This is a genomic window from Shewanella sp. GJ50-10 (assembly GCF_055808815.1).
In genome coordinates this window covers 4,276,393-4,290,513 of record NZ_JBVVSS010000001.1, presented here as the reverse complement: position 1 = coordinate 4,290,513, position 14,121 = coordinate 4,276,393, and the positions used below count along the sequence as shown (strand labels likewise).

The following is a 14,121-nucleotide window of genomic DNA, read 5'->3' as shown; positions in this document are numbered from 1 at the left end:
TATAGAATTTGAGGGTTAACACCTTATGCCTAATCAAAGTAGAGTTATTACTCTATCCTTGATTAGATATCAGGCGTTAGTCGCTTATGAACGAGCTAATTTATTAGATTAATTGTTAAATGAGCACGAGATGAGATGAAATTAATTTAAAATATATTGATCTAAATCAAATGCATGTTTATTATCTTGTCAAAACATGCATTTAAAATACATATTAGAGGTTGTTTATGTTAGATCAACATACTAAAGACGTTGTTAAGAGCACTATTCCATTATTAGAAGCGGCAGGTCCTGCGCTTACCACTCACTTTTATCAACGTATGTTCGAACATAACCCTGAGTTAAAAGATGTATTTAACTTGGCCCATCAACATACTGGCGGCCAGCCAGTTGCGTTATTTAATGCCGTAGCCGCTTACGCAAAAAACATTGATAACTTAGAAGCCCTTGGTGCTGCCGTTGAGCGTATTGCCCATAAACACACTGGCTTTTTAATTAAACCTGAGCAGTATGCCATCGTTGGTGGCCACCTATTAGCGACATTAAAAGAGCTTGGTGGCGACGCGGTGACCGAAGAAGTCCTGACCGCTTGGGGCAATGCTTATGGCTTTTTAGCCGACATCTTTATTAATCGCGAAGCGCAGTTATATCAACAAACAGCGGCTAAAACGGGTGGCTGGGAAGGCACTCGTCGTTTTGTGGTTAAAGCTAAAACTGCCGAGTCTTCAGTGATCACTTCGTTCTTATTAGTGCCAGAAGATGGTGGTTCAGTTGTCGACTTTACTCCAGGGCAGTACTTAAGCGTGTCGCTTGAGCATGAACAATTAGAGTTTAAAGAAATTCGCCAGTACTCATTATCGGATGCGCCAAATAGCAGCAGTTACCGCATTAGTGTTAAACGTGAACAGGGCGGTAAGGTCTCTAATCTTTTGCATGATCATTACCAAGAGGGCGACGTGATTGAAGTCATTGCTCCTGCAGGTGACTTTGTTTTAGACACCAAAGCAGAAACACCAGTGGTGTTATTGTCGGCAGGTGTTGGCCTTACGCCAATGAAGAGCATGCTAAACCAATTATTGTCGCAGCAGCATACTGGCAGTATTACTTGGGTACATGCTTGTGAAGACGGCGCACAACATGGTTTTAAAGACGCAGTTAAAGCCAAGCGAAACGCCAATACTCATTTAGAAAGCTACGTGTGGTATCGCAAACCTTTAGCCACTGATTTACCTGCTGAAGACTTTGATTTTGAAGGGACAGTTGAGCTAGTAAATATTGCTGAGCGAATTGTGCCAAACGCACAATATTACTTCTGCGGCCCTATCGGCTTTATGAAAGCCATTAAGCAGCAATTACTTGCGCTTAATGTGCCAGAGTCGCAAATAAACTACGAAGTCTTTGGCCCACATTCAGATTTATAATTTCGATTTAAATTGATTGTGACGATTAAAAAAGCGACTCAACTATATACGCTATAGCAGTCGCTTTTTTATTGGAGAAAAATGCCTCTTAGTTGTTATCTATTGGCAACCAAACTTGAGCTCGTAGTCCGCCTTCAGGGCGATTACTCAGCTCAATTTTTCCGTGGTGACGGTCAATAATCCGTTTCACAATGGCTAAGCCAAGGCCTGAGCCTACTGAGCCACGGGCACTATCGCCTTGGGTGAAAGGTTGGAATAACTCATCTATCTTAGCTTCGTTAATGCCTGGGCCATTGTCTTCAACGATAAAACTGACGTATTTCGGCTTATGTTTCGAACTGATTTTTATCCAGCCACCACCATATCTAAATCCATTTTCAACTAAGTTACTCAATACCCGTTTAATCGCCACACTTTGAAAAGGCACTAAGGGGCATTCTTGTAAATCCAGTTCAATTTCACCTGCGCGGTTACTTTCTTGTTGGCTAATCTCTTGAATTAATCGATTGATTTGATTCGGTTCGCGCACGCTTTCTTGGTCGTGACGTACATAGGCAATAAATTGCTTAATAATGTCATCCATATCTTCAATATCATTAATAATGCCTTCTTGAAGATATTTGTCTTCATCAACCATCATTTCAGATGCCAAGCGAATACGGGTCAGCGGGGTGCGAAGATCGTGAGAAATCCCCGCCATTAATAGGGCGCGGTCTTGCTCAAGCTGTTTCATGCTATGGGACATTTGATTAAAAGCATGGGTTACTTCGACAATCTCAGACGAACCACTCAATGGCAATGGCTTAGGAAATTCGCCTTTTGAAACAGTCACAGCTGCACGCTGTAAACGTTTAAGCGGTCTGTTGAGTCTGCGAGCAAACCACCATCCACCGGCAACACTGAGCGCGCCAATGACTAATAGGTAAAGTGTCAGCGGCGATAAGTCATTTTCATTTAAGCCAGTAAGCGGGACTTTTATCCATAATGTTGGCGCTTGGGGAGGTCTTATCCAAACTTGTAACTGGGTGCCTTGGGAAAAGCGCACTTCAGCTTCACCGCCAAGATATTCTGACATTTGCTCTGACAAAAAGCCGTAATAGGTGGCCGATTCAAGTCCTGCTGCAACGGCATTTTGCTGATTATAGACTTTCATCTCATCGTCACGCACTTTAGCGTTTAGCGCATCAACAATGGTGAGGTGATCTCGGGAGAGCTCAACCCCATCAATAAACAACAGGTTTATTTGACGGGCAATGAGTTGGTTTATTTGTTCGTAGCTAGGTTTAATAAAATAAACCGTCACTGAAAGATAAGAAACCAGTTGGTTAATCAGCAACAAACTACCAATGAGTAATACGGTTTGACTGAAAGAATTGCGTGGCAGAAAACGCTGCCACCACTTCAGTTTGATTGCTTTTGACTGGCTGATAGGAAATTAACCTCGAGCAGTGCCATCTGGCACAAACACATAACCTAAACCCCATACTGTTTGGATATAGCGAGGGTTGGCGGCGTCCACTTCTATTAAACGGCGTAAGCGAGAGACTTGTACGTCAATAGAACGCTCCAGCGCTGAGTAGTCACGACCACGAGCAAGGTTCATCAGTTTATCGCGCGATAATGGCTCTCTTGGATGAGACACCAATACTTTAAGCACCGCAAATTCACCTGAGGTAAGGGCAATGCTCTTATCTTCATGGAACATTTCACGGGTGGCCAAATTAAGTGAAAAATCACCAAAGCTGATGACTTCTTCTTGCTGGGCTGGTGCACCTGGTACTTCCGTGGTTTGACGACGCATAACCGCTTTAATTCGTGCCAATAGCTCACGTGGATTAAATGGTTTTGGTAAATAATCATCAGCACCTAACTCTAAACCAATAATGCGGTCGACTTCATCGCCTTTGGCTGTCAACATCACAATCGGGATTGGGTTTTCTTGTTGGCGTAAGCGGCGACAAATAGACAAACCATCTTCACCTGGCAGCATTAAGTCTAATACCAATAAATGAAAGTTTTCGCGCTCTAATAAGCGATCCATTTGTTCAGCATTGGCAGCACTGCGGACTTGATAACCTTGTTCAAGTAAGTAGCGTTCCAATAATGATCTGAGTCGCATGTCATCATCGACAACGAGAATTTTAGATGTTTCCTGGCCCATGAAATATCCTTTTGTCTAAATTTCGGCGCTAAATACAGTTATTAAGCTAAATATAGCGACTTTATTAGAGTGCAAACAAGAGGTGTAACAGTTGTTTATGACTGTGCAGGAACAATATGACGAAGTTATGTCATTAAGTCTATGAAATTAATTGAATTTAATGAGGTTGATTAGAATATTAGAAATTGTAACTAAATCAGTTTTTTCGCATCAGTCGAGAAAAAGTATCTATTACGCCATCTTCATTGTTATCTAGCAGAAAGATCAACTGATCATCATGAAGTTTGACATTAAATGCTGCAGAGGCAATTTCACCATAGCGGCTGAATCCTGTTTGATTATTGTCGTCAAATTGCGCTTGAAAATACACTTCATCGGATTCTGATTGATGCTGGTATTGTCCCCATTCCATGCCCGTTAACTCATCGTCATGTTCAAAGTTTATTTGCAGCTGCACGTATAAGCCATTGTCGAGCATCAATACAGCGTATAGATCATCAAATTCTTGGCTGTACCAATAACCTTCAATATCCTGCGAGCGCAACTGCTCATATTCGACAACGTTGTCGATGGAATTATCGCCCATCCTATCCATGTTTAATTGTAGCCGTGAGGCATCATTATTGAGATATACGTTACTGCGATTGCGCTCGGTGAGCAGGGTAATAAACCCTTTAGCAGGATTGTTACTAAAGGTGGGATTGAAGGAAATGGATAAAGGCATATCGGTAAATGTATCGGTAGCGGATAAAGCAAAACTGCCCCATTCAGCAAAACTATTACTGGGCTCTTTTAAGTCTAAGCCAATTTGTAGGTAGCTTTTATCTTCATTGATTTGTAGCAGTTCAATATGGCCAGTTTGCTGACTTAACCAGTTACCTATGATGTGCGCGGGTAGGTGGCTACTTGGCATCGCCTTGAAGCTGACTAGCAATAATATTACTGCACCAATTAACACCATCCAGAACACTCTACTGCACATAAAAGTTCCTTTTTTATGTTATTTACGCAAAACAAGGAAAATAAAAATGGGATCTCAAGTTTAGTAAAGAAACATCATAGGGCAAGAATCTTCAGAATAAATCGCCATAAAGTTGACGTTTAATCGACGTATGCACTTTTATTGGGCGGTTGATAGGTTTTTTGTACCTATAAAGCAGTATAGGAAATTTTGTTGATATACCAATCTTGTGGGCCATTGGGTGTAGGAACAACCGCATCGTCGTCGACTTCTTTTTTTAGTAAGGCCCGCGCCATTGGAGAGTCGATAGAGATATAACCTTTGGCATCGCCATAAATCTCATCAGGACCTACGATGCGAAACTGTAAAATATCTCCTGCATCGTTCTCGATTTCAACCCAAGCGCCAAAGAAGATTTTGCCTTCTTGCTCAGTGGCATATTCGACCACTTTTAGGTTTTCGATACGCTTTCTTAGAAAGCGGACTCGGCCGTCGATTTGACGTAATAAACGTTTATTTTCTTTGTAGTCAGCATTTTCTGATCGATCGCCAAGACTCGCCGCCCAAGTCACTTTTTTAGTGATTTCAGGTCGGTATTCGCGCCATAGATAATTTAACTCAGTTTTTAGTTTGGTCATCCCTTCCGGGGTGATGAGATTGGTCTTCACTTGGGTTTCTACTCAATGCTGATGATGGTGTGGAGCTTAAGAGAGAAATTACCTAAAAGGAGTGGGATTGTCGATGAATTTAAGGTGTAGGTGCCAATATTTCGGCTCTTGTTACCTCTACAGCGTTGCTTGATTTTAAATTGGCGTTTGGATTTAGTGTTTTGATTTAGTGTTTTAATTTAGCTGCCCATATTTCGGCTTTGGCTACGGCGTTGTTGGCGTAATTGTGCCAGTTGATTCATGGCTGTAATGACTTTCTGACTTTGATTACAAATAACGGCTTGGCGAGCCTCAGTGCCTTGCTCGATATCAGTTTGTTCATCGACTTGCTTTAAACATTGTTTGGCATAGTGCTCAGTCATTTGCACGATTAATGCTTCGGCTTGGCTGAGATCATTACTGTTGATCTCTTTAACGAATAACAGCAAAAAGCAGTCGAATAATGCGCTAAACACATCGGCATTATCAAATTCAGACAATATACAAGCTTGGCGTTTAGATTCATCAATCAGTGCTGCAACTAAATTGGCTGTAGTTGTAGCATTGGTTGCACCAGAAAAAAGGCTGTTTACGTAGGTGTCTTGCTGCCAAAATGATACCAACTGGTGAGACCATTCGGCCTTATCCCATTGCTCGCCTACGGCATGTATCACTGACATAACAACTCCTACGAAAACAACTTAATTAACCAGAAACTCTTTTCACTAGGAACACTGTTCACTAGAAACTTTTTTCACAAGAAAGTATGGCTTATGGTTAATGAGTATAAAACGGCTTTAAGTGACTTATTATAAGAAACTCATATGAGTCTCTTTAATAACTTATCTAAACAACTTTCTTGGCATTGGCAATACGTTAAACGCATCTGCTAGCTCAGTTAAGTAATCGTTAGCCAGTAATGAAATACCGAGATAAAAATCAGTTTCAGCATTCACTTTTGCAAGCTCTAAACAACGACCAGCCCAAGGCAGCATATGCTGTTGCAGTAATACCTGAATAAACTGGGTTAACTGCTGTGCATCTGTATCTGAGTCTGGATTTGTTGTGGCTTCTTGCAACTTGGCAAAGCTTGAATCAAGTACACTGAAAAACAAGCCAATATGATCTACTGGTTGCGGCATTTCGAGCTCAAAGCTCACACCATGCTGCTTATAAAAATCAATTAAGGCAATGGTTGATGCATCGAAATGCACTTGATCTTCACCTAGGTAAGCTGATCCTTGCGGAATTGCTTTAGGCTCGCCAGGGCCAAAAAATAGCTGGCCATAATCAACTTTTAAATCCATTAACTGTTCAGCTTCATCCCAATGCTTGAGATAGGCCGTTAGAGCGTCACGTCCTTGTTGATTATCACTGCGACTTGCAAATGTTGGCCAAGTAGCAGCAACGTCATTTTCTTTAAAGCTGGCGATAAGCTCGGCTTCTGGATAATGACAAAATAGGTTATGCAGAATACGCGCTATTGCTTGGTATTCGCCTAATTGTTCAACTGACTGTTTAGTACTCATTTCTTTTCCTCAAAAAGGGCAGTGGTTAAACCCACTGCCAGATCTGATTATACTTCGTTCGGGTTCAAGATATTGCCCGCACCGCCACCTGCTGGTTGACCATTGCGATTTGCTTTAATGATCAAGTTAGGGCTAGTGATTGATGGGTTTGGTAATGGCGCAATATGTCCGTCACCTGTGCCATATTTCTTTTCAATGTTCTCAGTGGTATCAAAGTCTAGTGCACGCATTGGGCAAGACTCAACACAAATTGGCTTACGACCTTCTGCCAATCTGTCATAACAACCATCACATTTGGTCATTACTTTACGTTCTTGATCCAATTGCGGTGCATCATATGGACATGCACGTGAACAGCTTTCACAGGCAATACATAACTCTTCAGCCACTAAGACTAAACCATCTTCACGACGTTTGTGCATTGCGCCTGTTGGACAAGCTTTAACACAAACAGGCTCGCTACAGTGGTTACAACCTACAGACATGTAGTAAGCAAAAACGTCTTGCTCAAAAGTACCTGTTGCTGGGTCCACTGCCCATGTTCCGCCACCGTACTCATATACACGACGCCAGTTAACGCCGTTTAAGCTCGGTACACCGTTTTCAACTGGCTTAGTTGCGTTACGGATTTGTTCGCCTTGTCTGTCTTTACAAGAGATATGGCAGGCTTTACAGCCAGTACATTTAGTCGAATCGACATAAAAACTATATTGGATAGCATCGCTCATTGTAGCGCTCCCTTATAAAACTTTACGAATTTGAACACGGTTAGTGTGTTGTGGATTACCTTTAGCCACTGGGCTAGGCATGTATTTCGTCAGCGAGTTAATTGCGCCGCCAATATCAACCACTTTACCTGTTGCGCCAGTACGGCCATTTGGATCTGCTAAGAACCAAGCGCCTTGACCTAGGGCTACAACACCCGGAACAACGCGTGGGGTGATACGCACAACGACTTCAATCGAACCACGGTCGTTATACATTTCAACCGTGTCACCAGAGGCAACACCGTATTGCTGTGCATCAATTGCGTTAATCCATACTGCATCTTCAACTGCTTCACGTAACCAAGGTACGTTGTGGTAGCTAGAGTGAGTACGACCTTTAGTGTGATAGCCCGCTAATTGCAGTGGGTAATCTTCTTTAGTGTCTTCATCTTCGTAGCCGTCCCAAGTTACTGTGTACTGTGGGATTGCTGTGATAGTGTCGCCTTTAACTTTGTTTTGTTTCCAGTTAGCGGCGCGCCATGCAAGCTCTGCTGAATGGATTTCAATTTTTCCTGAAGGTGTTGCTAGTGCATCACCGCCATTCACAAAGCCTTGAAGTGCAACGTTGCGGTTTTCCATGTTTTTACGGAAGAAACCAATTTCTTGTGCTTCTTTGTAAGTTGAAGGGAATGCAGGTGTTACACCTAAGTTTTTGCTGTTATCACGCGTTTTCTGGTACAACTCTTCAAGCCATTCTTCTTCAGTTTTACCTTCCGTGAATGCAGCGCCTACGCCCATTGCTTCAGCAATCATTGCTGATACTTGGTACATAGACTTACAGTCCCAGATAGGGTCTACAGCAGCTTTCATAGCAGTGATGTAACCCATAGCGCCAGAAGCGTAAGAGTCATCTACTAAGTCGTTAGACTCTAACCAAGAAGTATCTGGAATGATGATATCGGCAAATTTAGCGCCTGGAGTCATCCAACAATCACACGATACGATTAGCTCAACACCGCTTTCATCTTTTAAGATTTCAGCTGTGCCGTTAATGTCAGCATGTTGGTTCAGTAGTGAACTATCTGAAGCTGAAATGATCACTTTGATGTTAGTGCCAAGTGGCGTGTCTAAATCATCAGTACCTGTAATACCATGGGTACGAGCCGTCATGGTTTCGCCGTGGTGAATCGCTTCTGACCAAGTGAAGAAAGAGATTTTTTCTTTCACTGGGTTAGTCCCTGTAGGGATTGAAGCACGGTACATGTTAGTCATGTTTGGCAGCTCACCGTTAGATGAACCTTCACGACCTAACTTACCTGCTAATACACCTAGCATGTAAATAGCACGGACGGTTTGCTCGCCGTTTGCTTGGCGGTTAACACCTGCGCCAGCAATGATGTAAGGCTTTTCAGATGCCATTAAGTCATCAGCAACTTTCTGGATATTAGTTTCTGAAATACCAGTGATCTTAGCAGCCCACTCTGGAGTGCGTGCTTCACGGTCTGAGTATTTACCTTGGCCCATGATGTAATCATGGTAGTTTTCAGCAGGATCCATTGCTGCAGCGTATTCGATTTTCTTGGCGTCGCCGCTTGCTTCAAATTCAGCAATTTGTGCTTCAATAGAAGCCGCGTCATAACCAACACTGTTTTGATTGATGAAACCGATAGAGTTCGCGTCAACCCAACCTGAGCTGATCATCAAGTATGCGATGGCTTCTGCTAAAGCTGCATCAGTACCAGGACGGATTGGTAACCAAGACGATTCTTTACCTGTCATAGAGTCAGTGTAACGAGGGTCAATCATGGTCACTTTAAGGCCGTTAGCGCGTTGCAGAGCCTGTAAGTAATCGTAACCTTCGCCAGAACCTGACTGACGGATTTCGCTTGGGTTGTAAGCAAAACCTAATAAGAAGTCACTGCTTTCTAAGGTCACAGTTGCAGAACCAGAAGTACTGCCAGTACCGAAGGTATGCTTAGCAGCTTCAGTTTGTTGTGCCCAAGAGTAGTTACCGAAGTATTGTAAGCAACCGCCAACTAAGTTGAATAAACGGTTGAAACAGCCGTTAGATGCGAAACCATAGTAAGCACCAGAACCGTAACTTCTGAAAATAGCTTTGTTGCCATGTTCAGCGATAACTGAAGTCAGCTTGCCACCAATAGTGTTAGCAGCTTCTTCCCAAGTGATAGGGACAAATTTGCCTTCACCACGCTCACCAACTCGTTTCATTGGTGATTTTAAACGGTCAAACGCGTAAGTGCGTTGACGTAATGAACGACCACGAGCACAAGCTCGAACTTGGTGCATACCATACTCATCTTGCACGTCATGGTGTGTCTCAACGCGGGTAATCATCCCGTCGCGGCTGTAAACTTTAACTGGGCAGTTAGAGCCACAGTTTACAAGACATGCCGACCAAGTTAGCGCTTCATCAACTGGTGGTTGTGGCTCTACTGGCTCAGCATCTTTTGAACTGGTGTTACAACCAGTGACTGTAGCAGCACAACCCAATGCAGCACTCATTTTTAAGAAACTTCTGCGTTCCATTATTATTTCCTCTTACTAAAATAAATTCAGCGCGTTTGTTAAACGACTACAGCACATAGCTGAAATTCAGCATGATTTGATGGGCGTTATAATTGTGATTTAGCTCGCCCAGGGTAACCATGCCTGGCACTTGGTCAGGGGTCATTTGAGCGTCATCGGTGTCGTAATAGCGTTCGTAGCGGTAAGTGAGCTTCAATGCCATGTCATCACTCAAGGCATAGTTAGCGTATAGGCTAGCGCTATGGTTATAGGAGAAGTAATCTCCGTATGGACTCGTACCATCAGCAGTCACATAAGTGTCACTGCTTGAATTACTGAATAAGTAATCTGCACCTAAGGTCAGCTTGTCTTCCATTAGACCGCCGTAGCTTACGCCTGCGCCAAGGTTGATAAACTCATCTTCAATATCAGCGTACCAATCAGGGCTACTGTATGTTTGGCTGCCAGCTTGAGCAGAGTTAATCCACTGCTGACCTGCAAAACCGTAAGCAGAGAACTGCTTAGTCAGTTGCATGTTGACGTTCACGTCGTAGCTGTAATCTTCTGACTCAGTTAAGCCAATCACAGTGTCGTCGTAATCGTCTTTGGCATAACGACCAGTGAAGTCGATGCTTAACCAATCTAGCGGCGTGTGGCTCACACGTAGCTCAACTTCGTTACGCTCTCTGTCGGCTAAGTAGTACTTGCGCATCAGCGAGTTGTCTTCGCTAGAGGTTAACTCTGTTGCTTGATACTCAGAGCCGCCACGGTTGCTGTGACCCGCTTTAACGTCGATGGTGAAATTGTCGATGGCGCGAATAGACAGTTTTGCCCATAAGCTATCTTCGTTGGTTTCTTCACGTTCGCTGTAGCTGCGTTCGATATCTTTACGGTCATATCCCGCTTGTAAGCGATAACCACTAGCAATGCGGTAGCTGGCGTTCACTTTGAAAGTTGAGCGTTCAATATCAGTAGCAACGTTTTCTTTGAAAGTGCCGCTGACGCTATTGAAGTTGTACTGTTGGAATTCATACACTGAGCTGTTGTTTTCACGGTTGCTGTAGTCGTAACTACCGCCAACGCGTAAACGGTTGCTGAGCATTGAAGTGATGCGGAAGTTCGCATCTGTGGTGTCGACTTCGCCATCCCAGTTTTGAATTGGGTTGCCAGCCACTTGGATTAAGTCATCATCTTGAATCATGCGACCTAAAATGAAGCGACCTGACATCACGGTGCGGTCAAGCTGGTATTGACCAGACAACGACACTTGATGTGCTTCATTATCAGGTGTGGCTGAGTACACATCGTAATAGGTTGGCAGGCTTAAGTTTTCAGTGTTGTTTTTGTACTGACTGCCAAAGTAGCTCAGTTCAGTTAACCAGTTGTCACCGGTTAATGCTGCGCCTGCTGAAAATGAGTCAGTGGTTGAATCAACACGTTGGCCAAAGTTAGTTGGACTTGGGCTGACTAAGCTACTGCTTTTATATCCGGTTTTGTCTTCACTATCGAAGCGCACATAACCTTGGTAAAAGTCTTGTTTGAAATCTGCGCCAATGCCGACTTTTTCACGTTGCTGTGACAGCTCGAAAACATAGGTTTCGCCAGAGGTCATCATGCCATCGTCGTAATACAGATTACTTTGTGCATCACCGGACTGGTATGTGGTTAATAATGAATAATCAGCATCGACATTAAATAAGCCTTTTTGGCCTACACTAATGCTAGCGCTGCTGTTTTCAAATCCCAGTTGATGGGCTTGAGCACGTGCTTGGTAACCGTTTTCATCTTGGTATTCAATATCGCCGCTCAGTGCGGTAACAAAACCATCTTGGTCTGTTCCGAATGCATTGGCAGCATGGACATCATCACTGTCGATGTAGCCTGCAGAAATATCGACACTACCGCTATAACCCATTGAGCTAGTACAACGCTTACACTCATACTTTTCTTGATTAAGATTTTCAGTATTGGCATTACCGACGGCAAAGTTTGCCGCCATTGCAGGTGCTGAAGCGACTAATAAAGAAGCAGTAATTAAATTTAGTTTAAAGTTCATGTTATGGCTCCTAATTAGCGCTGCAGTAAGCTGCCGGCTGGGTGGTTAGAACCATGGATTTGGCTATGACAGTTCAAACAGCTTTTTCCGCCGCCAAAGGCATCCATTCCAGGTTGAAGTACAACGCGACTTGCGTGACCGTCGTCAGCGTGACATTGCTGACATAACTGAGGGGCACGGTTATTTAGCATGCCTTCGTTAACACTTCCGTGTGGGTTATGACATGTAACGCAGTTTTCAGTCACAGGTGCATGTTCCCATAGCATTGGGCCACGTTTTTCAGCATGACAGCTATAACAGGTGTCATTAATAGTCGGTTTGTTCAGTGCGCTTTCAGACATAGAGCCATGTGGCGAGTGACAATCAATACAGGTCATCTGGTCCCATTTCATTGGGTGAGCAGAACGTTTGTTCATGTCCGCTTTTTCACGGGTGTGACAGCTAGTACAAGTGTCATTGACGGTGAGTTTGTCTAAGGCTGGATCTTTAGCAGCGTGCACCACGTGACAATCAGCACAGGCAATCTCTTCTAGATTGTGGGTGCTGCTATGCCATGCCATTTGTTCTGGGTCGTTATGACAGCCTTGGCAAACGGTATTTTGGGTTGGTGCATCTAGCTTGCTGTTTTTGCCAAATTGAATCATTGGCTCTTTGCCGCCACGATTGTGACTGCCTTGAGGGCCATGACAGGCTTCACATTGCAGACCCGCCATTGGCGAATCTTTACTGGTTAAGTCACCATGTGCGCCTTTAAAGATGTCAGCAACACCTTCAGTGCGTTGGTGACACATTAAGCAGCTGTCTGCTCCTTTAGGGGAATACTTACCTTCAGCGAACTTCTCAACCAGTTTTTGAGAAAGCTCTTCACCTGTCATGTCATCCCATGGCGCTGCTGCGGCATTAAATGAGCATAAGTAAAGGATTACACTGATAGAAGCTATGAAGTTTCGACACCAGTTCATCATGTCACCTGACCTTATTAAATCAATTTATAAAAAAGAATAATCAATAAGAGGTATTTTAAAGGTGTGTGAATTTCAAATCTAAGAATTGCGATTGTCATATAACGACATTTGTGATCTGGATCTATATCATAGGTAGCAAAAAAAATTAAAATACTTTCCGTCAAGACATTTGTCTAAATATAAAGTTCCCAAAATGATCAAATATAAATGCAGGCCAGCAATTCATACTAAAATAGTATGTGAATATTGCGAAAAAATTAATTTTCTACTTCCAAGTGAATATTCTCATTTTAAATATTTGGACGATAATGATTTAATTAGTTTTAATACAATTACTAACTTATTAAATTTTATTGAAAAGAATACAACTAACCCTTTTTTCTTTGTTGATTTGGTTGAGTTCTTTACTTTAAGGCTTGAAGCTTTTACTAAAATTGACCTATCAGATGACGTCAGCAACGCCAGAAAACTGCTGGCTTTTACCAAATTCTATAACCAAGTGTCAGATCTTAACTGGAGCAGTATAGAGACTGAGGATAGTGTAGGCTTGGTCGCCAATAGAGCTAAACAATCGTTAGCATCAAAATACGATGATTTATTTGTATATGCATCTGTAATGCATGTTTTAAAATTTAAAAATGAAACAAAATCCAATGTAATTATAGAGTTACCTTTTGAGCGCGCTTTCTACGGCAGTAATGTCGATTTGCTTGATAATGTGAAGTTTAACTGTGAAAAACTATCCGTGTTTGTCAAAAAAGACGAGCGAGATATGGGGAGTTCCTCCTCACTACAGCAACAAAATATCTCTAAATTAGAAAGGATTAGCGCAGCTGCAAACAGTATTTCACCAGCGCAATTAAGTCTGCCTGCTTTAGCAAATATGTTGGGTATGTCGACAAGAAGTTTACAGCGTGAAGTCAAGACTGAAGAATGCTGTGTTAAAGATATTATTAAAAAAACCAAAGCAAATTCTATTATTTCAATATTGAATAAGAATAATAGAAATATAAAGGTAACTGCATATGAATGTGGTTTTGATAATTTGGCAACGTTTAGTCGTCACTTCTCAAATACAATTGGTTGCTGTCCAACACAATATGTTAATAACCTAAAAATTAATTCCATTTAAATATTAAGTGGTTAAT

Annotated in this window: 12 protein-coding genes; 2 read left to right on the top strand and 10 right to left on the bottom strand. The window is 42.5% G+C overall.

Going from position 1 to position 14,121, the window contains the following annotated elements; all coding sequences use genetic code 11:
- The first annotated feature begins 227 nt into the window (after window positions 1-227).
- Complete coding sequence (gene hmpA / locus AC0L4E_RS18115) at window positions 228-1,421, top strand: NO-inducible flavohemoprotein (RefSeq protein WP_473680776.1); 1,194 nt, start codon at window positions 228-230, stop codon at window positions 1,419-1,421.
- An 88-nt stretch (window positions 1,422-1,509) separates the two neighbouring features.
- Here hmpA and envZ read toward each other — a convergent pair whose 3' ends face one another.
- From envZ to AC0L4E_RS18065, 10 genes are all read right to left on the bottom strand, one after another.
- A complete protein-coding gene (gene envZ / locus AC0L4E_RS18110) occupies window positions 1,510-2,832 on the bottom strand; it encodes a two-component system sensor histidine kinase EnvZ (protein ID WP_473681746.1) in 1,323 nt (440 codons plus the stop codon).
- A 24-nt stretch (window positions 2,833-2,856) separates the two neighbouring features.
- Entirely contained in the window at window positions 2,857-3,582 is a 726-nt protein-coding gene (gene ompR / locus AC0L4E_RS18105) for an osmolarity response regulator transcription factor OmpR (protein ID WP_220752501.1), read from the bottom strand.
- A 196-nt stretch (window positions 3,583-3,778) separates the two neighbouring features.
- Window positions 3,779-4,564, bottom strand: coding sequence for a hypothetical protein (locus AC0L4E_RS18100; RefSeq protein WP_473680774.1), 786 nt, complete (start codon window positions 4,562-4,564; stop codon window positions 3,779-3,781).
- Between the two features lie 167 nt (window positions 4,565-4,731).
- Window positions 4,732-5,211 (bottom strand): transcription elongation factor GreB, encoded by a 480-nt coding sequence (gene greB, locus AC0L4E_RS18095; protein WP_473680772.1) that lies wholly within the window; start codon window positions 5,209-5,211, stop codon window positions 4,732-4,734.
- A 179-nt stretch (window positions 5,212-5,390) separates the two neighbouring features.
- Window positions 5,391-5,870: a hypothetical protein gene (locus AC0L4E_RS18090; protein ID WP_473680770.1), complete on the bottom strand. Its 480-nt coding sequence runs from the start codon at window positions 5,868-5,870 to the stop codon at window positions 5,391-5,393.
- Window positions 5,871-6,032: 162 nt separating this feature from the next.
- Window positions 6,033-6,719 (bottom strand): TorD/DmsD family molecular chaperone, encoded by a 687-nt coding sequence (locus AC0L4E_RS18085; protein WP_473680768.1) that lies wholly within the window; start codon window positions 6,717-6,719, stop codon window positions 6,033-6,035.
- Window positions 6,720-6,766: 47 nt separating this feature from the next.
- The gene (locus AC0L4E_RS18080) at window positions 6,767-7,447 is read right to left on the bottom strand and encodes a DMSO/selenate family reductase complex B subunit (RefSeq protein ID WP_473680766.1); all 681 of its coding nucleotides are present in this window, start codon (window positions 7,445-7,447) and stop codon (window positions 6,767-6,769) included.
- A gap of 12 nt (window positions 7,448-7,459) precedes the next feature.
- On the bottom strand, window positions 7,460-9,973 hold the full coding sequence (locus tag AC0L4E_RS18075; RefSeq protein ID WP_473680764.1) for a DMSO/selenate family reductase complex A subunit: 2,514 nt from the start codon (window positions 9,971-9,973) through the stop codon (window positions 7,460-7,462).
- 46 nt (window positions 9,974-10,019) lie between these two features.
- A complete protein-coding gene (locus tag AC0L4E_RS18070) occupies window positions 10,020-12,008 on the bottom strand; it encodes an MtrB/PioB family decaheme-associated outer membrane protein (RefSeq protein ID WP_473680762.1) in 1,989 nt (662 codons plus the stop codon).
- Window positions 12,009-12,022: 14 nt separating this feature from the next.
- Window positions 12,023-12,973: a DmsE family decaheme c-type cytochrome gene (locus tag AC0L4E_RS18065; RefSeq protein ID WP_473680760.1), complete on the bottom strand. Its 951-nt coding sequence runs from the start codon at window positions 12,971-12,973 to the stop codon at window positions 12,023-12,025.
- 193 nt (window positions 12,974-13,166) lie between these two features.
- Here AC0L4E_RS18065 and AC0L4E_RS18060 point away from each other — a divergent pair, with 193 nt between their 5' ends.
- Window positions 13,167-14,105 (top strand): helix-turn-helix domain-containing protein, encoded by a 939-nt coding sequence (locus tag AC0L4E_RS18060; RefSeq protein WP_473680758.1) that lies wholly within the window; start codon window positions 13,167-13,169, stop codon window positions 14,103-14,105.
- Window positions 14,106-14,121 lie beyond the last annotated feature (16 nt).